Source organism: Kitasatospora sp. NPDC056273 (assembly GCF_042268845.1).
Lineage (GTDB): Bacteria > Actinomycetota > Actinomycetes > Streptomycetales > Streptomycetaceae > Kitasatospora.
In genome coordinates this window covers 257340-276803 of the sequence record NZ_JBHJSJ010000002.1, presented here as the reverse complement: position 1 = coordinate 276803, position 19464 = coordinate 257340, and the positions used below count along the sequence as shown (strand labels likewise).

Here is a 19464-nt window from a genome sequence, read left to right as displayed (position 1 = left end):
AGCGGCGCTCCTTACAGGTTGGCGAGGTCGGCGGTGGTCTCGGCGATGGCGGGCGAGCAGGTCATGCCGCGGCCGCCGGGGCCGGTGACCAGCCAGACGCCGTCGCGCACGCGCTCGCGGTGGACGACCCGGGTGGTGTCGACGCACTGCGCGTACACCCCGGCCCAGCGGCGGCGGATCCGCGGCATCGGGCGGCCGAGCAGGTCCTCGACGACGCCGACCAGGTGGTCGTACGGGTCCTCGACGACGTCGAAGCCGAACGGCTGGTCGTACTCGTGGGTGTCGCCGATGGTCAGGCCGCCGTCGCGGCGCTGGACCATCAGCAGCTGCATCCGGTGCTCGGCGGCGACGGGCGGCTGCGGCTGGGTCTCGCGCAGCCGGTCCAGGGCGGTGCCGGCGAAGGCGGGGTAGTAGCGGAAGCTGTCGCCGTCGGCGACGGAGGTGGTGAGGGTCTCGCCGAGCGGGTCGGTCTGCATCATCTGGAGCCGCACCCGGCGGACCGGCAGGGCGGGGGCGAGTTCGCGGACCAGGCCGCCGAGCCAGGCGCCGGTGCAGAGGACGACCAGGTCGCCGGTGTGGACGTCGCCGTGGTCGTCGCGGACGGCGTTCTCGCCGACCACCTCGCGCACCTCGCGCCCGGGCAGGAAGGTGTACCGGCCGGTGGCCTCCAGGGCGGCGCGCAGCGCGGGCTGGGCGGTGCGGGGTTCGACGGCGGCGTCGCGCCCGCACCACAGGGCGCCGAGCAGCTTGCCGCGCAGGGCCGGGTTGGCGGCGCGGGTCTCGTCCGGGTCGAGCAGCCGGTAGCCGCGGGCGGCGGCGTCCGGCAGGGCCAGGGCCTGTTCGGCGACGGCGAGTTCGGCCTCGGTGCGGATCGCGGTGAGCGATCCGTTGGCCCGGAAGCCGAGGTCCGGGACGCGGGCGCCGATGGACTCCCACAGTTCGCGGGCGCGCAGCGCGGTGTCCAGTTCCTCGCCCTGCGCGCGGCCGCTGACCCAGACCAGGCCGAAGTTGCGCACCGAGGCGCCGCGCGCCTCGGTCTCGCGCTCCAGGTGGACGACCTCGTGGCCGCGTTCGACGGCCTGCCAGGCGTGCATGCTGCCCAGGACGCCTGCTCCTACGACGATGACTCTCATGCGTCCAGGCTGGTGCGCCCGGGTGTCCGAGGGGCGTCGGGACGCCGTCCCGCAGATGAACCACCTGGGAAGTTGTACAGACAACCCGTCGGCCGCCCCGAGGCCGCCGCGGCGGCTACGACCGCACCACCCGGGCCCGCAGGTAGTTGCGCCGCCCGAAGTTCGGCTCGTCCACCGCCGTCAGCTCCTCCACCTGGAACCGGTACAGCGCCGCCGCCCCGCCCCCGGTCAGGAACTGCCGCCGGACCTCCTCGTCCCGCGCGAAGACCGGGTAGCGCCCCTGGTAGGCGGCCAGCGCCGCCTCGGCCTGCCGCCCCCAGGCCTCGCTCGCGCTGCCGGTCAGCTGGAGGCCGCGCAGCTGCTCGCCGAAGACCGGCGGCGGCAGGAAGACGGTGGCGGCGGCCCGGGCCTCCTCGGCCAGGTGGTGGCTGTGCCGGGTGGAGCGCTCGCTGACGAAGTAGAGGACGAGGTCGTCGTCGTACGCGAAGAAGGCCAGGTTGGCGTGCGGGCCGTGCTCGTGGCCCGCGGTGGCGAGGGTGAGCACCATGGCCTCGGCCAACAGCCCCTCGACGCCCTTGTGCAGCAGGTCGCCCGGCCAGTCCCCCTGCGTGATGTCGAGTCGGTACGGCATTCGGCACTCCCTCCGCTGGCACGCCCGGCGCCCGCGCGCCCGAGCACGACTGAGCCGGGCGGGCGCCCCCCGAAGGAGGCTCCACGCCCGGCTCACATGCTCCACCCGCCGTCCGAGACCGGACAAGGGGCAGGGGCGGAAGTCCGGCTCAGCGCTGCCGGGACTCGTACGACGCGTACCCGCGGGCCACGACCGGCGGCTGCCCCGGTCCGAGCAGCGGCCGCAGCGCGCCCGCCCGCATCCGGTCCACCAACGGCCCGCAGCGCCCGGCGAGCGGCGCCAGCACCGCCGCGGCCAGCAGCCCGACCAGCGCGCCCACCGCCACGTCGTGCGGGTAGTGCACGCCGACCCAGACCCGGGAGGCGGCCATCAGCACCGCGAACAGGCCGGCCACCAGGCCGAGCCGCCGGTTGACGAACCAGAGCGCGGTCGCGGCGGCGAAGGCGATCACCGAGTGGTTGCTCGGGAAGGACCAGTCCCCGGTGCCCGGGCAGGTCTCCAGCGAGACGCTGCCGGGGATCTGCGCGCACGGCCGGAGTTCCTCGACCGCGCCCTTGAACACCGAGTTGACGCCGTAGGCGACGACCACGATCACCGGCGAGGCGAGCACCCTGGCCATCACGGCCGAGTCCGCGCCGCGCGCCCGCCACCAGGCGTAGAGCATGAAGACCGCGAACAGCCCGAGCCCGAGCGCCGACCAGACCTTGATCAGCTCGTCCAGCCAGTGCGGCGCCGACTGCGCCCAGCCGTTGACCCGGGTGTACAGGCCGCCGTCGATTCCGCTGCCGTCGTACACGGCGAGCGCCCTGGAGGGCGTCACATGTCACCTCCGTGACGTCGCGCCTTACGGGCGCGGAACAGTTCGAGAACAATAGGGAGCACGGAGACAACTACTACCAGACCGATGATCGGCAGCAGGTACTGGTCGATGCCGGGGATGGACGAGCCCAGCCCGTACCCGGCGAACACCACGCCGACCGTCCAGACCACGCCTCCGACCACCTGCCACAGGGTGAACGAGCGGACCGGCACGTCGAGCACGCCGCAGAGCGGATTCAGCACCGTTCGGACCACCGGGATGAACCGGGCGAGCACGATCGCCTTGCCGTGGCCGTACTTGGCGAGCAGCTCCTCGGCCCGCGCCACGCCCTCCAGCAGGCTCTTGCGCCTGGTCCGGCCGAGCAGCGCCCGGCCGCCGCGCCGGCCGATCAGGTAGCCGACCTGGGCGCCGACGAGCGCGCCGACCAGGGCGGCGGGCAGCACCTGCCACAGGTGCAGCTGCGGGCCCTTGGTGGCGCCGGGCACGCAGAGCAGCCCCGCGGTGAACAGCAGCGAGTCGCCGGGCAGGAAGAAGCCCACCAGCAGCCCGGTCTCGGCGAACAGCACGACGGCGATGCCGAGCGCGCCGAAGGCGGCGAGCAGTGAGGACGCGTCCAGCGGGTTCACCGCGAGGTGAACGGCCGGATCGGCGAGGAACTGGAGCAAGGCCGACGGACCTCCCGTACGTTGGAGGGCGGTTCGCACCGAACCCGCCCGGACCGTCTACAGTTGCGTAGACGGTCTACACGACTGTAGACGATACTTGGAGGAAGCGCCGCCATGCCCGACGTACCGTCCGCCCGCCGGCCCGCCGGGGAGCTGGAGGCCGAGGTGCTGGCCGCCCTCTGGTCCGCCCGGCAGCCGATGACGCCGCAGGACGTCCAGGCCGCGCTCGGCGGGGACCTCGCCCGCACCACCATCGCGACGATCCTGGCCCGGCTGTTCGACAAGGGGACGGTCGAGCGCACCCGGGCCGGCCGCGCCTACGCCTACACCCCGACCGTCCAGGACACCGCCGGGCTCGCCGCCCGCCGGATGCACACCGAGCTCGGCCGCGAGACCGACCGCTCCACCGTGCTCGCCCGCTTCGTCTCCGACCTCTCCGCCGAGGACGAGCAGCTGCTGCGCGACCTCCTCGGCGACGGCAACCCCGGGGCTCAGACACCGGGAACGGCGGGCCGATGATGCTCGCCGTCTGGGTCCCCCTGCTGCTGCCCTTCCTGGCCGCCCCGCTGGCCCGCCGCCTCGCCGATGCGCTGCCGCCGCGGGCCGCCGCCTGGATGCTGGCCGGCAGCGCCGCCGTCCTGGCCGGCGGCACCCTCTGCTCGCTCGGCCTGCTGGCCGCCGCCGGACTGCTCCAGCTCCCGCCGGTCGCCGCCCTCGGCCACCTCTCGCTGCCCTGGCTCACCGCTGCCGCGCCCGACGCGCCGTTCCCGGCCGCGCTGGCCGCCCTGGCCCTCCTCGCGCTCGGCGCCCTGGCGGTGCGCACCGCCCGCCGACGGCTGCGGGAGCTGCGCGCCGCCCGGGCCGCGCTCCCGGCCGACGCGCACCGCACGGAGCCCTCCGACGGCCCCCGTCCGGACCGTGGACCTTCCCCCGCCCAGCATCCGGACACGCGCCCCCAGCGCGCCTCCGTGCGCCGGTCACGCCCCCCGGCATGGCCGGCGGCGCTCCTCCGGCCCGCCGCCCTGCTGCGGCCCGCCGACCACCCGCTCACCGTCCTCGACGACGAGTGCGCCGACGCCTTCGCCCTGCCCGGCCGCCTGGGCCGCCCCGGCCGACCGGGCGAGCCCGGCCGGATCGTGGTCACCTCCGGCATGCTGCGCGCCCTCAGCGGCCCCGAGCGCTCCGCCCTGCTCGCCCACGAACGGGCCCACCTGACCGCCCGCCACCACCTCTTCCTCGCCCTCGCCGAGCACGCCGCCGACGTCCACCCGGCTCTCCGCCCGCTGCGCGCGCCCCTCGGCTACCACCTGGAGCGCTGGGCCGACGAGGTGGCCGCCGCCCGGGTCGGCGACCGCGCCGTCACCGCCCGCGCGGTCGGCCGGGCCGCCCTGGCCGCGAGCCGCTCCCCCTGGCCGGCCCGCCCCCGGCTGGTCGCCGCCGCCCACTCCGGCCCGGTCCCGCGCCGGGTCGCCGCACTGCTCCAGCCCCGCCCGGCCACCGCCCCCGGCACCTGGCTGCGGGCCGCCGCCGTGGCCCTGGCCGCCTGCCTGGCGCTGAGCACCGGCGCCGCCCTGGAGGCCGGCGCCGACCTGCACCACACCGTGGAGGCGGCCCAGCAGGGCTCCGGCGCGCAGCGCTGACCCCGTCCGGCCGTCAGGCGGTACGGCGGTACGGAGCGCGGGCCCGCGTTCCGTACCGCCCGGTATGCCGACTTGCCCGACCCCGTCCCCAGCGGCCCACCGCCCCCGTACGCTTTCGTCAGCGCGTCGGCCCCGACGCGTCCTCGAACGGCGGCGAGGAGCGAAGCGAGTGCGGCAGACCGGACGGCAGTCCCGACGACCCGAGCGCCGCACCCCGCCGACCGCGTCGGAGCTGGCCAAGGTCCACGACCGCACCCTCGCCGACGCCGCCGCCCGGGAACTGGCCGTTCCCGCCCTCACCGAGGAGACCGGCGGCCCCGGCCTGCTCGAACCCCGCCCCGAGATCGGCGACTCCTGGGCCCGGCTGCGCCGCCTCGGCCTCGACCCCGACACCGGCGCCGCCGCCGTCCTGCTGGGCCCCGGCGAAATCGAACAGCGCCGCCGCACCAGCGGACTCGACGCCGTCCTGCCGGTGCTGCGCGAGACCCTGCTGGAGGTGGGCGGAGCGGCCCCGCTGCTGCTGGCCGTCGCCGACGCCGAGGGCCACGTGCTCTGGCAGGAGGGCGAGCGCGGCCTGCGCCGCAGCGCCGACCGGATCGGCTTCATCACCGGCGCCCGCTGGATCGAGGAGAGCGTCGGCACCAACGGCATCGCGGTCGCGCTGCGCGCCCGGCGCCCGATGCACGTCCACTCCGCCGAGCACTACCTGCGCAGCCACCACGCCTGGACCTGCGTGGCCGCGCCGGTGCGCGACCCCGGGACCGGACGGCTGGTCGGCGCCATCAACCTGAGCGGCCCGGCGCACAGCGTCCGCCCGTTCCTGATCCAGCTCACCGCCACCGCCGCCCGGCTCGCCGAGGCCGAGCTGCGCGCCCACCGGCTGGAGGCGCTGCACCAGCTGCGCGCCCTGGCCGCCCCGCTGCTCGCCCGGGTCGGCGGCCCGGCGCTGGTGGTCGACGCGGCCGGCTGGACCGCCGCCGCCGCCGGGCTGCCGCCGCCCAGCCGGCTGCGGGTGCCCAGCGAGGGCTGGACCCCGGCCACCGTGCACTGGGTGCCCGGCCTCGGCGAGTGCGCGCTGGAGCCGCTCGCCGACGGCTGGCTGGTGCGCCCGGTCCGGCCGCCCGAGGAGGACGGCTCCGGCACGGTGACCGCCGAACAGGCCGAGGGCGCCCACCTGCGGCTCGACCTGCGCCGCCCGGACCGCCCCGAGCTGTCCGTCCGGGGCGCGGCCGACAGCTGGTCGCACCCGCTCAGCCCGCGCCACGCCGAACTGCTGCTCCTGCTCGCCACCGGACGCGAGGGCAGCACCGCCGCCCAGCTCGCCGAGGCGCTGTTCGGCGACGCGGGCCGGACGGTGACGGTCCGCGCCGAGCTGTCCCGGCTGCGCCGCTACCTGGGCGGGCTGCTGGCCCACCGGCCGTACCGGATCGCCGAGTCGGTGCTGGTCAGCGTGGACGGGCCGGACGACCCGTACGACCTGCTGCCCGCCTCCTCGGCCCCGGCCGTCCGGCTGCTGCGGGCCGCGCTGGCGGCGGGGACGGCCCGGTTGCCCGGCGCGCCGCCCCTCGCGCCGCCGTGCGCCGCCGGGCCGCCGGAGCGCCGCTGACGGTCTGTCCCGGCTTCCGGGGGCGGAGCCTCAGCCCTCGGCGAGCAGCGCGGCCAGCTCGGCGTCGGTGGGGCCGCAGTGGCGCTCCTGGTGCTCGGAGACCAGCGCGTAGGTGCGGTCCAGCCAGGCCTGCACCCGGGGCTTGGAGGCCTCCAGCAGCGCGCTGCCGTGCGGGGATTCGAGCGCCAGGTGCAGCGTCGAGCCGTGGCACGGGCAGTACGCCGGCCACAGTTTGACGTCGCCCTGGCCGCTCAGCGCGCGCAGGCCGTCGCGCAGCAGTTCGCGCGAGAACACCCAGTCCGCCTCGTCCGGCCGCCCCAGGTGGAAGGTCAGCAGCACCTCGTACGGGCGCGCGGCGGTGAACCGGAACCGGGTGCGCACCTCGCCGACCACCTCCTCGCCCAGCGAGATCCGCAGGATCAGCACCTCCTCCACCGCCGCCGGAGCGGCGGTGGAGACCTCCCCATCGCCGCCCGTGGGGGTGGCGGCGAGGGGTGCACTGGAGGCTGCGGACAGCGGGTCGGACGGCATGACGGTCTCTCCGGGACGGCGTGGGATGCCCTCAGCCTGCGTCACGCCCGGTACGGCGGGCAAGGGTTGCAAGGGGGTTGCAATAACCCCCGGCCGGGCCTTCCTTCCCCTGCCGACGCTTATCAGACGGAGCGTCAACTTCCGTGTGGCGCGAGGATGTCCGCGAAGTGGAGGGGGTGCGACCGGGCCGCGGCCGCCCGCTGGTACGCTCTCCCCTCTCCCCACGCGGGCCCGCGTGGAACCGGCCCTCCGCGGCCGGAGCCGGGCCCGGCGGCGGCGCGTGGGAGAATACGGCGACGCGACGGCGGCTTCGGGGAGGGAGGGGTCCGGTGGCTGTGCGCGAGGACACCGCGCGGGACGTGCAGCACGAGCCCGCACGGCAGGGCCGGCACGGGCGGCCGCGCCCGTTCGGCGGCCTGTTCCGGCTGCCCACCCTGCGCTTCTCCGGCGCCGCGATGGCGATGTCCACCGTGGTCGGCATCAGCATCGCGACCACCCTGCTGCTCAACGAACAGCAGGGGATCGGCCGCCGGGCCGGCGTCGCCCGGGTCGGCAGCACCCCGCCGCCCACGCCGGCCGCCACCGAGGAGGCCGAGGCGGTCTCGGCGCAGACCCCGACCGACGGCCCGTCGTCCTCCCCCGCCGCGAACCGGCCCTCGACGCACCCGTCCACGCACCGCTCGGTGGACCCCCCGGTCGCCGCCTCCCCGCCCGCGCCCCGCGCGACGGTCCCGGGCGCACCCCAGACCGGCGGCCAGGCCTCGGCCGGGCAGGACGCACCCGCCTCAGGCACCCAGCTCGCGGGCACCGAGGCCGGGCTGCTCGGCGCCACGGCCCCGGCCGGCCCCTCGCCCTCTCCTTCCGTCTCCGTCCCGGCCCCGGGCGCCAAGCAGCCCGGCTTCGGCCCGCCCACCCCTGGCCGCCCGGCGCCGCCGCCCGCCCTGCCCGTCCCGGACACCGACGGCGCGGCGGACACCGGCGACACCCCGGACACCGACGGCACCGATGGCACCGACGACAGCGCGGGCACCGACCACGCGCTGACCGGCGCCGCCCGGGTCTCCCCGCTGGGCCGCGACGGCCTGCGCCACCAGCTCACCCTCGCGGCCACCGAGCCGGTCACCGCGTTCCAGGCCGAGTTCCGGCTCGTCCCGGGCGAGTCGGCCCCCGGCCCCGGCTCCGCCTGGACCGACCTGCCGGGCGCCGTGGTGACCGTCCAGCAGGAGCGCGGCACCCTCGTCTACCGCTTCACCACGCCGCCCGGCACCGACGTCCGGCCCGGCCGCTACACCTTCGGCGTCCGCGGCGCCCGTCCGGCGGCCGACCCGTCCGCCGTGGTGCGCAAGTCGGCCCCGGCGGAGAGCTGGAGCGTCTCCGCCTTCGCCCTCGACCGCCCCCGCGCGGTCGCGGCACTCGGCTCCTTCGGCCCGCCTCCGCCGCCGCCGTCCGCCGAGCCGTACGCGCCCGGCACCCCGGCCGCCACCCCGCTCGCCGCACCGGCCACCACCCCGGCCGCGACCCCGACCGCCGCGGCCCGCTGAGCCGCCGACGGCCCACAGCGGACGATCGTCCGACGATCCGACAGCCGGGCCCGCCGGACGGGCGCATCCCCGCACCCTCGTTCGTTACTGTGGGCAGCACCCGGCCCGGCGCCCCCAACGGCCCCGGCCGGGCCGCCGTTCCGCACCCGAGGAGGAGTCCGTGCCCACCGTCCTGACCCAAGGCGGCAACGCACCGCTGACCGCCGCGCGAGTGACCGTCGAGGTCACCGCGCCCAAGGCGCTGGACGTCTCCGGCCTGCTGCTGACCGATGCCGGAAAGGTCCGCTCGGACGACGACTTCGTCTTCTTCAACGCCCCGAACGGCCCCGGCGTCAGCCACCGCCCGGCCTCCGCCGGCACCCCCGACGCGATCACCGTCGACACCCGGGCCGTCCCGGCCGGCATCACCAAGATCGTGGTCACCGCGAGCCCCGCCGACCAGGTCTCCACCTTCGCCGGGACGGAGCCCACCGCCACCGTCCGCGACGCCGACACCGGCGAGGTGCTGGTCACCTTCACCCCGCCCCGGCTGGGCCTGGAGACCGCGCTCATCGTGGTCGAGGTCTACCAGCGGGGCGGCGCCTGGAAGGTGCGCGCGGTCGGCCAGGGCTACGCCGACGGCCTCGCGGGCATCGCCACCGACTTCGGCGTCACCGTCGACGACTCCCCGGCCCCCGCGCCCGCCGCCCCGGTGGCGGCGGCCGCACCGCCCGTACCGCCGGCCCCGATGGACCGGACCATCCAGCTCCCGGCCCCGCCGACCGCGGCGCCCGCACCGGCGGCCTCCCCGATCGACCCGCGGATCGCCCTCGCCACCGGCCAGACCGCCGTCCCGGCTCCGCCCGCGGCTCCCCCGGCGCCCGCCGCGCCCCCGGCCCCGGCCGCCCCCGGCAAGGTCACCCTGGACAAGGGCCGGGTCAACCTGGTCAAGGGCAGCTCGGTCTCCCTGGTCAAGAACGGCCGCCCCTTCCTCTCCTCCGTCCGGATGGCCCTCGGCTGGAAGTCCGCCGCCCGCGGCCGCGACATCGACCTGGACGCCTCCTGCCTCGCCTTCGACGCCCGCCACAAGCGGCTGGAGACGGCCTGGTTCATGAAGCTGAGCATCTTCAACGGCGCGATCTCCCACTCCGGCGACAACCTGGTCGGCGGCGAGGGCGGCGACGACGAGGCGATCACCGTCCACCTGGAGGGCCTGCCGGCCGAGGTCCACGCGCTGGTCTTCGTCGTGAACTCCTTCTCCGGCCAGAGGTTCACCGAGGTGCGCGACGCCTACTGCCGCCTGCTGGACGCCCGGACGGAGGAGGAGCTGGTCCGCTTCGACCTCACCAACTCCGAGCCCCACACCGGTGTGATGATGTGCAAGCTGGTCCGCCGCCCGGGCGGCGAGTGGGAGATGACGGCGCTCGGCGAGTACGTCGACGGCAAGACCGCGCGGGCGATGATCGAGCCCGCCGCCGCGACGCTCTGACACCCGGCGTCACCGTCCCGCCCGTGGTTTCACCCTCCCGAGGCATCAAGTCGTCCACAGAGCGACTCGATTGACTCTCAGGAGGGTGAAACCGCACTCTCCCCCTATCCCCAGGAGGAGAGCCGTGCCACGCTTCCTGTCCCGCCTCGCCGTCGCCGGCACCGCCACCGTGCTCGCCGCCGGGCTGATCACCCCGACCACCTCCCAGGCCGCCGCCCAGCCGGGCACCCGCGCCGGCGCACTGAGCTGGACGGCCCTCGGCGACTCCTACACCGCCGGGGTCATCGAGGCCACCGGCGACGAGACCGCGCCCCGCGACGGCTGCGCCCGGACCGTCGACTCCTACCCCGAGATCATCCGCCGCGACCTCGGCTCCCTGGCCGACCTGCGGAACGTCAGCTGCAGCGGCGCCACCACCGACGGCGTCGACGTGACCGCGCAGGCCCCGCTCGGCCGCCCGCTCCCGCCGCTCGGCACCGACCCGAACGGCCCCTACCCGCCCGTCCCGCCGCAGATCGACGCCGTCGACCCGGCCACCGGGCTGGTCACCGTCGGGATCGGCGGCAACGACCTCGGCTTCGCCGAGATCCTCAAGAGCTGCATCGAACTCGGCGCCGTCCAGCTCGGCCGGGGCACGCCCTGCAAGGACAAGTTCGACGCGGGCCTGCCCGACCGCTTCGCCCGGCTGCGCAACGGCTACGACCGGATGCTGACCGCGCTGCACGCCAAGGCCCCGTCCGCCAGGATCCTCACCGTCGGCTACCCGCACCTCGTCCCCGAGAACGCCGGGCTCTGCCAGTTCGGCAACCTCCTGCAGTTCGGCACCTTCACCGGCGGCGACCTCGTCTGGGCCCGCACCGCGATCGTGGAACCGCTCAACGCGCTCGTCGCCCGGAGCACCGCCGCCCACGGCGACACCTTCGTGGACCTCTACCCCGCCAGCGCCGGCCACAGCGTCTGCGACGCCGACCACTGGCTGGACGGCGTGCTGACCAGCGTCCTCCCCCTCGAGTACGCCGTGGTGCACCCCAACGCCACCGGCCAGGCGCACACCGCCGCCCTGGTCGAGAAGGCCGTCCTCGGCGGTTGACCGGCCGCTCCGACCGAAAACCGCTGGCCCGCCCACCCCTCGAGCATCATCCTGGTCCGATGCCCCTGCCCACGCCCGCGCCCGTGCCCGCTCCCGTCCGCATCCGCGAAGCCGTCCCCGAGGACTGGCCGGACATCTGGCCGTTCTTCCACACCGTCGTCGCCGCCGGCGAGACCTTCCCCTACCCCCTGGACATGTCCTCCGAGCTGGGCCGGGAGTGGTGGATGCTCGCCGCCCCGGACCGCACGGTGGTCGCGGTGGACGGGGACGGGCGGATCCTCGGCACCGCCACCATGAACCGCAACCGCCCCGGCAACGGCTCGCACGTGGCCAGCGCCAGCTACCTGGTCGACCCGGCCCACCACGGCCGGGGGATCGGGCGGGCCCTGGTCGAGTACACCCTCGACTGGGCCCGCCGCTCCGGCTTCCGCGCCATGCAGTTCAACGCCGTGGTCGCCACCAACCACCACGCCGTGCGGCTCTACGAGTCGCTCGGCTTCGAGGTCGTCGGCACCGTCCCCGAGGCCTTCGACCACCCCGTGGACGGCTACGTCGGCCTGCACGTCATGTACCGGAAGCTGTAACGCCTTTACTCCTGCTCCTACTCCTCGATCGCCCCGCCGATCCGCCGCAGGTGCCGCCGGAAGCTGTACGCCGGGTCGGCGGCGCGCCGCTCCAGGTACTCCTCGAAGGAGGTCTGCCGGCGCAGCGTGTCCCCGGAGGCGATCCGGGCGGCCTGCGCGCGCTCGGTCCGGGCGATCCCGCCGGCCGTCTCCAGCACCTCCGCGACCCGGTCGCCGGGCACGAACAGCACCCCGTCCGGGTCGGCGAACACCACGTCCTCCGCGCTCACCGGGTGCGGCCCGAACTTGGCCGTCAGCAGCGCCGCCGGCTCCCGGTCGTCCAACCGCACCGGGCCGAGCGGCAGCGCCCCGTAGCTGAACACCGGCAGCCCGATCTCCCGCAGCTCGGGGGTGTCCCGGTGCAGCCCCCACACCACGATCCCGGCCACCCCGGCGGCCCGCGCCTCCAGCACCGCGAGGTCCCCGATACAGGCCTCGTCGGTCCGCCCGCCGTTGTCGACCACCAGCACGTCCCCGTCCCGGGCCGCCCCGTACGCCTCCAGGAACACGTCCACGCTCCCGTAGTGCCGCACCGGCAGCACCCGCCCCGCCACCCGGGCCCCGGCCACCACCGCCCCCACCCCCGCCGGCGCCACCCGCACCCCCACCCCGAGCCGCACACAGGCATCCGCCACCAACGGCGTCGACAGCTCCGCGAAAGCCTTCAGCATCCCCAACTCCTCCACTCGAAAAGCCAGTTCACCAGCAGGAAGATCCTAGGTCCTACTTAAACTCACACCATCGGGTGAAACCATGCCATATGCGGCATAACCCGTTCCGGGACCGCAGTAGCGTGACGGCCACCTGAAGGAGGGGCATCATGAGTGCTGTGGCGCATGAGCAACCGATCACGGGCTCCCCATCGCAGGCGGACATCCTGCTGGAGAGCTTCCTGAGCCTGCACTCCCCCGAAGGCTTCCGGGCCGAGCTCGTCGAGGGAGAGATCATCGTGGCACCACCGCCGGACGGCGATCACGAGGACTACATCAACCACCTGCTCAAGCAGGTGATCCGGCGCTCCAAGACCGATATGAGCGTTTCCGGAGGCAAGGGCCTCCGCCTCGTGAGCGGCGGTCTCTGTCCGAAGAACCACGTCATCCCGGACGTCACATTCGCTCCCGAGGAACTCCGCCTCTTCCGGGGCGCACCGTCCTGGATGGAACCGGACGGCGTCGCCATGGTCGCGGAAGTGACCTCCGCCAAGCCCGACCAGGACCGCATCGCCAAGCGCCACTGCTACGCCCGGGCCGGCATCCCGCTCTACCTCCTCATCGACCGCGAGAAGTCCCAGGTCAGTCTGTTCGCCAAGCCGCACCGCGACGAGTACACCGAGGTGCACCTCGCCGCCTTCGGCGAACCGCTCGCGCTCCCTGCCCCGTTCGACTTCGACCTCGACACGAAGCCGTTCCTCTGACGTCGACAACGCGCGACGGCCCGCACCCCCCGTCAGGGGTGCGGGCCGTGGCCTGGGGCGCCGGGTCAGCCGCGGGTGGCCATGGCGCGCAGGAAGAAGGTCAGGTTGGCGGGGCGCTCGGCGAGGCGGCGCATGAAGTAGCCGTACCACTCCTGGCCGTACGGGAGGTAGACCCGCATGGTGTTGCCCTCGGCGGCGAGGCGCAGCTGCTCCTCGGGGCGGATGCCGAACAGCATCTGGTACTCGAAGGAGTCCCGCTTGCGGCCGTTCCACTGGGCCAGCTGGCCGGCGATCTTGATCATGTTGGGGTCGTGCGAGGCGATCATCGGGTAGCCCTCGCCCGCCATCAGGACCTTCAGGGCCCGGACGTACGCGAGGTCGACCTCGTGCTTGCCCTGGAAGGCGACCGACTCGGGCTCCTTGTAGGCGCCCTTGCACAGGCGCACGCGCGAGCCGGCGCCGGAGAAGTCGCGGCAGTCGGCCTCGGTGCGGCGCAGGTAGGCCTGGAGCACGACGCCCAGCCACGGGAAGTCCGCCCGCAGCTCCCGCGCGATGGCGAGGGTGGAGTCGGTGGTGGTGTGGTCCTCCATGTCGAGGGTCACCGTGGTGCCGGCCTCGGCGGCGGCCTCGCAGATGCGGCGGGCGTTCTCCAGCGCGATCTTCTCGCCGTCCACCGGGAGGAACTGGCCGACGGCCGACAGCTTGACCGACACCTCGGCGCCGGCCGCGAGGCCGGTGTCCTTGAGGGCCTTGAGCAGGTGCTCGTAGGCCTCGGCGGTGCCGGCGGCCTGGGCGGCGTCCTGGGTGTCCTCGCCGAGGTGGTCGAGGGTGACCTTGCGACCGGTGGCGATCAGGTCGTCGGTGGCGGTGACGGCGTCGTCGAGGACGTCACCGGCGACGAAGCGCTCGACTATCGCGTGGGTCGGCGGGAACTTCTCGACCACGGTGCGGACCTGCGGGGACCGGGAGGCCGCGAGAAGGGCGGAACGGAGCATCGTGACTCCTGGAGCTGGTGCTTCTTAAGGATGGCAGAAAGGGCCGGGGCGGCGGTGCGGGGATGGGGCACCGCCGCCCCGGGAGGCGGCGCCCGGCTGCGGGACCGGGCGTCGCGGGTGACCGGTGGCTACGGGACGAGCCGGCTGGTCAGGGGGGCTGGTCAGCCCATGTGCGGGTAGCGGTAGTCCGTCGGCGGGACGAAGGTCTCCTTGACCGAGCGGGTCGAGGTCCAGCGCGCCAGGTTCTGCTTGGCGCCGGCCTTGTCGTTGGTGCCCGAGGCCCGGCCGCCGCCGAAGGGCTGCTGGCCGACGACGGCGCCGGTCGGCTTGTCGTTGATGTAGAAGTTGCCGGCGGCGAAGCGCAGCTTGTGCATCGCGTCCTGGGCCGCGGCGCGGTCCTGGGAGATGATCGAGCCGGTCAGGCCGTACGGGGACACCGACTCCATCTGGGTCAGCATCTCCTCGTACTTCTCGTCCTCGTAGACGTACACGGCCAGGATCGGGCCGAAGTACTCGTCCTTGAAGTACTCGGCGGCCGGGTCCTGGCAGACCAGGACGGTCGGGCGGACGAAGTAGCCGACCGAGTCGTCGTAGGTGCCGCCGGCGAGGACCTCGACCTGCGGGTCGGCCTGGGCGCGGTCGATCGCGGCCTTGTTCTTGGCGAAGGAGCGCTCGTCGATGACGGCCGACATGAAGTTGGACAGGTCGCTGACGTCGCCCATGGTGAGGCCGTCGACCTCGGCGGCGAACTCGTCCTTGAGGCCGGCCCAGAGCGAGGCCGGGACGTAGGCCCGCGACAGCGCCGAGCACTTCTGGCCCTGGAACTCGAAGGCGCCGCGGGTCATCGCGGTCTTCAGGACCTTCGGGTCGGCGGACGGGTGGGCGACCAGGAAGTCCTTGCCGCCGGTCTCGCCGACGATCCGCGGGTAGGTGCGGTAGCCGGAGATGTTGGTGCCGACCTCGCGCCACAGGTGCTGGAAGGTGGCGGTCGAGCCGGTGAAGTGGATGCCGGCCAGCGCCGGGTGCTTGAGCGCGACCTCGGAGACGGCCAGGCCGTCGCCGGTCACCATGTTGATGACGCCCTTGGGCAGGCCGGCCTCCTCCAGCAGCTGCATCAGCAGGTGCGCGGAGAACTGCTGGGTCGGGGACGGCTTCCACAGCACCACGTTGCCCATCAGCGCGGGCGCGGTCGGCAGGTTGCCGGCGATCGCGGTGAAGTTGAACGGGGTGATCGCGTAGACGAAGCCCTCGAGCGGGCGGTGGTCGCTGCGGTTCCACACGCCGTCCGAGGAGATCGGCTGCTCGGCCATGATCTGGCGGGCGAAGTGCACGTTGAAGCGCAGGAAGTCGACCAGCTCGCAGGGGGTGTCGATCTCGGCCTGCTGCGCGGTCTTGGACTGGCCGAGCATGGTGGCGGCGGCCAGGGTCTCGCGCCAGGGGCCGGCCAGCAGGTCGGCGGCCTTGAGGAAGATCGCGGCGCGGGAGTCGAAGGAGAGCGCCTGCCAGGCCTCGGCTGCGGCCAGGGCAGTGTCGATGGCCTCCTGCGCGTCGGCCTGGGTGGCGTTGCGCAGGGTGCCGAGCCGAGCCGCGTGGTTGTGCGGCTGGACGACGTGGATCTCGGTGCCGCCGCCCATCCGGCGCTCACCGTTGATCGTCATGGTCAGCTGGACCGGCTCCTGGCCGCCCAGCTCCTTCAGCTTGGCCTCCAGACGGGCCCGTTCCGGGCTCCCGGGGGCGTAGCTGTGGACCGGCTCGTTCACCGGCGCGGGGACCTGGGTCACAGCGTCCATAGAGCGCACGCTCTCCTTCGTTCAGTGCGGGGGGATTGCCGGCGCGGGTTGCACGCCGACCACAGCACGAACGCTATTCCTGGCCACCGGGCGACTTGATTGGCCGCGCGGCTAAATTCCCCCGTACGGCGTTGTCCGGCCCGACGAAGTCGGTCACGCCGCGGTCACGAACCGTCCCCGTTCGCCCCACCTTTCACACCACCTCGCGCCACCTCGCGCCTCCGGGCTCACGCCCCCGGCCCGCGAAGGCGGCTCGCACGCCGGTGCCCGTCGGCGGGCCCCGGCGCGCCCGCGCGCCGGGCCGCGGTCCGGCGGCCACGCCGAATCTCTGTCCGTCCGGCTAAAATCGACCGCGAAACGTTGTCCGAGCGGATGAAGGAGGACCGGCGTGACCACCCCCGGCCTGCCGCTCCGTCAACTCCTGATGTCCCTCGGCGAACCGCTGGTCGAGCTGCAGGCCGCCCCGCTGGGCCTGGACGTCCCGGTGCGCGACGTCGCGATCCTCGACCCGGAGGACCCGCCGACCGCCGGCCCCGGCGAGCTGGTGCTCGCGATCGGCGCCCGCGGCCGCGCCGCCCTGCCCGCCCTTCGCGCGGCCGGCCGGGCCGGGGCCGCCGCCGTCGCGGTGAAGCTGGACGGCCCCGGCCAGGCCGACGCGCTGCGCGAGGCCGCCACCGACGCGGGCGTCGCCCTGCTCTCGGTGCGCCGCGAGACCCGCTGGGAGCACCTCGACTCGCTGGCCCGGGCGATCATCGCCGGCCCGGACGCCCCGGACGCCCCCGGCGCCCCCGAACCCAACGCGGGCGACCTCTTCTCCCTCGCCCAGACCGTCGCCGTCCTCACCAACGGCATCGTCTCGATCGAGGACACCTCCAGCCGGGTGCTGGCCTACTCCCGCTCCTCCGACTCCGACGAGGTCGACGACCTGCGCCGGCTGTCCATCCTCGGCTGGCAGGGCCCGGAGCCGTACCTGTCCAAGCTCCGCGAGTGGGGCATCTTCCAGCACCTGCGCAGCTCGGACACCCCGATCGCGGTCGAGCCGCACCCCGAGCTGGGCCTGCGCCGCCGCCTCGCGGTCGGCATCCGGGCCGGGGCGCAGCCGCTCGGCACCATCTGGGTGCAGGAGGGTGCCCAGCCGCTGGCCCCGCTGGCCGAGCAGTCCCTGGTCGGCGCCGCCCGGGTCGCGGCCGCCCAGCTGGTGCGCCGCCGCCGGGAGCTGTCCGCCGACGTCCGGCTCACCCAGACGCTGCTGACCGGCCTGCTGGAGGGCTCCACCGGCCCCCAGTCGCTCGCCACCCACCTCGGCCTGGACCTGCGCCGCCCGGCCACCGTGCTGGCCTACAGCGCGCACACCACCGACGTGCTGCACCGCTCCGACGTCACCGGCCTGATCTCGGTGCACACCGCCGCCCGGCACCGCACCGCGCTGCTCGCCCCGATCGAGTCCCGGGTGTACGTGCTGCTGCCCGAGCTGCCGCCCGGCCTGCCGATGACCACCGTGCGCGACTGGGCCTTCGAGGTGGTGGCGGCCGCCCGGGAGCACCTGGGCGTCCCGCTGCGCGCCGCGATCGGCTCGACCGTCGACGGCCTGGCCCAGGTCCCCGACTCCCGCGCGCAGGCGGACCGCATCCTGGACGCGATGGGCCGCGGCGGCGTGGACCTCGACGTCGCGGCACTGATCGACGTCCAGGCGGAGGTGCTGGTCAGCGAGATGCTCGCGCTGCTCCAGGAGCGCACCGGCCTGCGCGACCCGCGGCTGACCGCGCTCACCGCGTACGACCGCCGGCACGGCACCCGGCTCGCCGAGTCGGTGCTGGCCTGGCTGGACGCGCTCGGCGAGGTCCGGGTGGCCGCGGACGCCCTGCACATCCACCCCAACACCCTGCGCTACCGGGTGCGCCGCGCCGAGCAGTTGACCGGCATCGACCTCGCCCAGCCGCAGCAGCGGCTGCTGGCGATGCTGCAACTGCGGCTGCCCGCGGACGAGTAGTCCGCGGGCAGCCGCACGGTCATTCCTGACGGTTCGTCACTCGCCGTAGCCCTGGCCGCGCTTGTGCTCGTTCAGCCGGCGCCACGGGCCGCTGATCGCCAGCTGGATGCCCGGGGTCTGGATGTTGGCGAACAGGGTCTTGCCGTCGTCCGAGAAGGTCACCCCGGTGAACTCGCTGAACTCGGGCTTCTCGGCGGTGCCGATGTTCAGCTCGTTGCGGGCGATCGGGTAGACCAGCCCGTCCTCGGTGGCGCCGAACAGGTGCGAGACGCCCTCGCCGTCCTCGCAGATCACGATGCCGCCGTACGGCGAGACGGTGATGTTGTCCGGGCCGTCGAAGTTGTCGTGGTCGCCCCAGACGTCGGTGTTGACGCCCAGCAGCACCTTCAGGGTGATGGTGCGGCGGGCCGGGTTGTAGAACCAGACCTGGCCGTCGTGCTGGAGCGGGCTCTCCGAACGGGCGAAGCTGGAGACGAAGTAGAAGCCGCCGTCACCCCACCACATGCCCTCCAGCTTGCGGGCGCGGCTGACCTCGCCGTCCTTGAACTGCTTGCGCACCGAGACGGTCCTGGCGTCGCGGTCCTGGACCTTGACCCAGTCCACGCCGTAGGTGGTGCCGACCTTGGTGGCGCGGGAGAGGTCGTCGACGAACTTGCCCTGGGCGTCGAAGACCTTGAAGGCCTCCAGCACACCGGCGTCGGCGGCGAGCTTGCGCAGCTGGTAGCGGCCGTGCTTGAAGCCGGCCGGCGGGGTCCAGCGGAACAGCAGGCCGTTCGGGTTCGAGGCGTCCTCGGTCAGGTAGACCTGGCCGCGCTTCGGGTCCACGACCACGGCCTCGTGCGCGTAGCGGCCGAAGGCCTTCACCGGCTGCGGGTCCCGGTTGTAGTCGTCGTCGAAGGGGTCGACCTCGAAGATGTAGCCGTGGTCCTTGGTGAAGCCGTTCTTGCCGGCCTTGTCCTCGGTCTCCTCGCCGGACAGCCAGGTGCCCCACGGGGTCACGCCACCCGCGCAGTTGGTGGCGGTGCCGGCGATGCCGACCCACTGCTCGACCGAGCCGTCCCGCTTGGCGTGCACGATGGTGCAGCCGCCGGCCGCGCCCGGGTCGTAGACGTGGCCCTCGGTCAGCGGCACCGGGTGCGGCCAGTTGGCGCGGGCGCCGGCCAGCTCGTGGTTGACGACCATCAGGTTGCCGCCGCGCTCGTCCTCGAAGGCGGAGGTGCCGTCGTGGTTGCTCGGGGTGAACTCGCCGGTGCGCAGCTTGGTGACGCCGGCCCGGTTGAGGACCTTGTACGAGAAGCCCTTCGGCAGGGAGAGCAGGCCGGCCGGGTCCTGGACCAGCTGGCCGTAGCCGACGGCGGTGCCGCCGGCCGAGTTGGTCCCGGCGGCCGCGGCGACCGGGGCCTCGCCGCCGACCGGGGCGGCGATCGCGCCCGGGGCGCTGGCCAGCGCCTCGGCGCCGCCGGCGATCAGCACGCCGGCCCCGACGAGGGTGGAACGGTTGACGAAGTCCCGACGGGACAGCGACAT

The 19464-nt window shown here is 74.6% G+C and carries 18 protein-coding genes; 9 read left to right on the top strand and 9 right to left on the bottom strand.

The genetic code is table 11. The annotated features are described in order from the left end of the window. Positions 1–11: 11 nt before the first annotated feature. From ACFCY1_RS02790 to ACFCY1_RS02775, 4 genes are all read right to left on the bottom strand, one after another. On the bottom strand, positions 12–1133 hold the full coding sequence (locus tag ACFCY1_RS02790) for a TIGR03364 family FAD-dependent oxidoreductase (RefSeq protein ID WP_049654265.1): 1122 nt from the start codon (positions 1131–1133) through the stop codon (positions 12–14). 115 nt (positions 1134–1248) lie between these two features. Beyond that, positions 1249–1764 carry a pyridoxamine 5'-phosphate oxidase family protein gene (locus ACFCY1_RS02785; RefSeq protein WP_049654261.1) on the bottom strand — a complete coding sequence of 172 codons (516 nt, stop codon included), beginning with the start codon at positions 1762–1764 and terminating at the stop codon, positions 1249–1251. Between the two features lie 148 nt (positions 1765–1912). Next, positions 1913–2584, bottom strand: coding sequence for a phosphatase PAP2 family protein (locus ACFCY1_RS02780; RefSeq protein ID WP_074001654.1), 672 nt, complete (start codon positions 2582–2584; stop codon positions 1913–1915). Beyond that, positions 2581–3249, bottom strand: a complete 669-nt coding sequence (locus tag ACFCY1_RS02775) for a DedA family protein (protein WP_375873259.1) — start codon at positions 3247–3249, stop codon at positions 2581–2583. Before ACFCY1_RS02775 ends, ACFCY1_RS02780 begins: the two co-directional genes overlap by 4 nt. A gap of 114 nt (positions 3250–3363) precedes the next feature. On the opposite strand from ACFCY1_RS02775, the gene ACFCY1_RS02770 reads away from it, so the two are divergent. The 3 genes from ACFCY1_RS02770 to ACFCY1_RS02760 all read left to right on the top strand — a co-directional run bounded on the left by ACFCY1_RS02770 (position 3364) and on the right by ACFCY1_RS02760 (position 6495). Beyond that, positions 3364–3768, top strand: a complete 405-nt coding sequence (locus tag ACFCY1_RS02770) for a BlaI/MecI/CopY family transcriptional regulator (RefSeq protein ID WP_049654255.1) — start codon at positions 3364–3366, stop codon at positions 3766–3768. Next, positions 3765–4889, top strand: coding sequence for a M56 family metallopeptidase (locus ACFCY1_RS02765; RefSeq protein WP_375873258.1), 1125 nt, complete (start codon positions 3765–3767; stop codon positions 4887–4889). Before ACFCY1_RS02770 ends, ACFCY1_RS02765 begins: the two co-directional genes overlap by 4 nt. Positions 4890–5058: 169 nt before the next feature. Continuing rightward, positions 5059–6495, top strand: a complete 1437-nt coding sequence (locus tag ACFCY1_RS02760) for a GAF domain-containing protein (RefSeq protein WP_375873257.1) — start codon at positions 5059–5061, stop codon at positions 6493–6495. 30 nt (positions 6496–6525) lie between these two features. Here ACFCY1_RS02760 and ACFCY1_RS02755 read toward each other — a convergent pair whose 3' ends face one another. After that, the gene (locus tag ACFCY1_RS02755) at positions 6526–7026 is read right to left on the bottom strand and encodes an SsgA family sporulation/cell division regulator (RefSeq protein ID WP_074001657.1); all 501 of its coding nucleotides are present in this window, start codon (positions 7024–7026) and stop codon (positions 6526–6528) included. A 329-nt stretch (positions 7027–7355) separates the two neighbouring features. Between ACFCY1_RS02755 and ACFCY1_RS02750 the strand changes: the two genes are divergently transcribed. From ACFCY1_RS02750 to ACFCY1_RS02735, 4 genes are all read left to right on the top strand, one after another. Next, a complete protein-coding gene (locus ACFCY1_RS02750; RefSeq protein WP_375873256.1) occupies positions 7356–8567 on the top strand; it encodes a hypothetical protein in 1212 nt (403 codons plus the stop codon). A 172-nt stretch (positions 8568–8739) separates the two neighbouring features. Next, positions 8740–10035, top strand: a complete 1296-nt coding sequence (locus tag ACFCY1_RS02745) for a TerD family protein (protein WP_375873312.1) — start codon at positions 8740–8742, stop codon at positions 10033–10035. Positions 10036–10159: 124 nt separating this feature from the next. Further along, positions 10160–11125 (top strand): SGNH/GDSL hydrolase family protein, encoded by a 966-nt coding sequence (locus tag ACFCY1_RS02740; RefSeq protein ID WP_375873255.1) that lies wholly within the window; start codon positions 10160–10162, stop codon positions 11123–11125. A 59-nt stretch (positions 11126–11184) separates the two neighbouring features. Further along, a complete protein-coding gene (locus tag ACFCY1_RS02735) occupies positions 11185–11709 on the top strand; it encodes a GNAT family N-acetyltransferase (RefSeq protein ID WP_117489993.1) in 525 nt (174 codons plus the stop codon). Positions 11710–11726: 17 nt separating this feature from the next. On the opposite strand, the gene ACFCY1_RS02730 is transcribed toward ACFCY1_RS02735, so the two are convergent. Continuing rightward, a complete protein-coding gene (locus ACFCY1_RS02730) occupies positions 11727–12419 on the bottom strand; it encodes an RraA family protein (protein WP_049654991.1) in 693 nt (230 codons plus the stop codon). Positions 12420–12568: 149 nt separating this feature from the next. Here ACFCY1_RS02730 and ACFCY1_RS02725 point away from each other — a divergent pair, with 149 nt between their 5' ends. Then, the gene (locus ACFCY1_RS02725; RefSeq protein ID WP_049654993.1) at positions 12569–13162 is read left to right on the top strand and encodes a Uma2 family endonuclease; all 594 of its coding nucleotides are present in this window, start codon (positions 12569–12571) and stop codon (positions 13160–13162) included. Between the two features lie 65 nt (positions 13163–13227). On the opposite strand, the gene ACFCY1_RS02720 is transcribed toward ACFCY1_RS02725, so the two are convergent. Beyond that, positions 13228–14157 (bottom strand): proline dehydrogenase family protein, encoded by a 930-nt coding sequence (locus ACFCY1_RS02720; protein WP_049654995.1) that lies wholly within the window; start codon positions 14155–14157, stop codon positions 13228–13230. A gap of 161 nt (positions 14158–14318) precedes the next feature. Further along, entirely contained in the window at positions 14319–15947 is a 1629-nt protein-coding gene (gene pruA, locus ACFCY1_RS02715) for an L-glutamate gamma-semialdehyde dehydrogenase (protein WP_049654997.1), read from the bottom strand. A 388-nt stretch (positions 15948–16335) separates the two neighbouring features. On the opposite strand from pruA, the gene ACFCY1_RS02710 reads away from it, so the two are divergent. Next, positions 16336–17937: a PucR family transcriptional regulator gene (locus ACFCY1_RS02710; protein ID WP_375873254.1), complete on the top strand. Its 1602-nt coding sequence runs from the start codon at positions 16336–16338 to the stop codon at positions 17935–17937. Between the two features lie 36 nt (positions 17938–17973). Here the strand turns inward: ACFCY1_RS02710 and ACFCY1_RS02705 are convergent, their stop codons facing one another. Then, positions 17974–19464 (bottom strand): alkaline phosphatase PhoX, encoded by a 1491-nt coding sequence (locus ACFCY1_RS02705; protein WP_049654998.1) that lies wholly within the window; start codon positions 19462–19464, stop codon positions 17974–17976.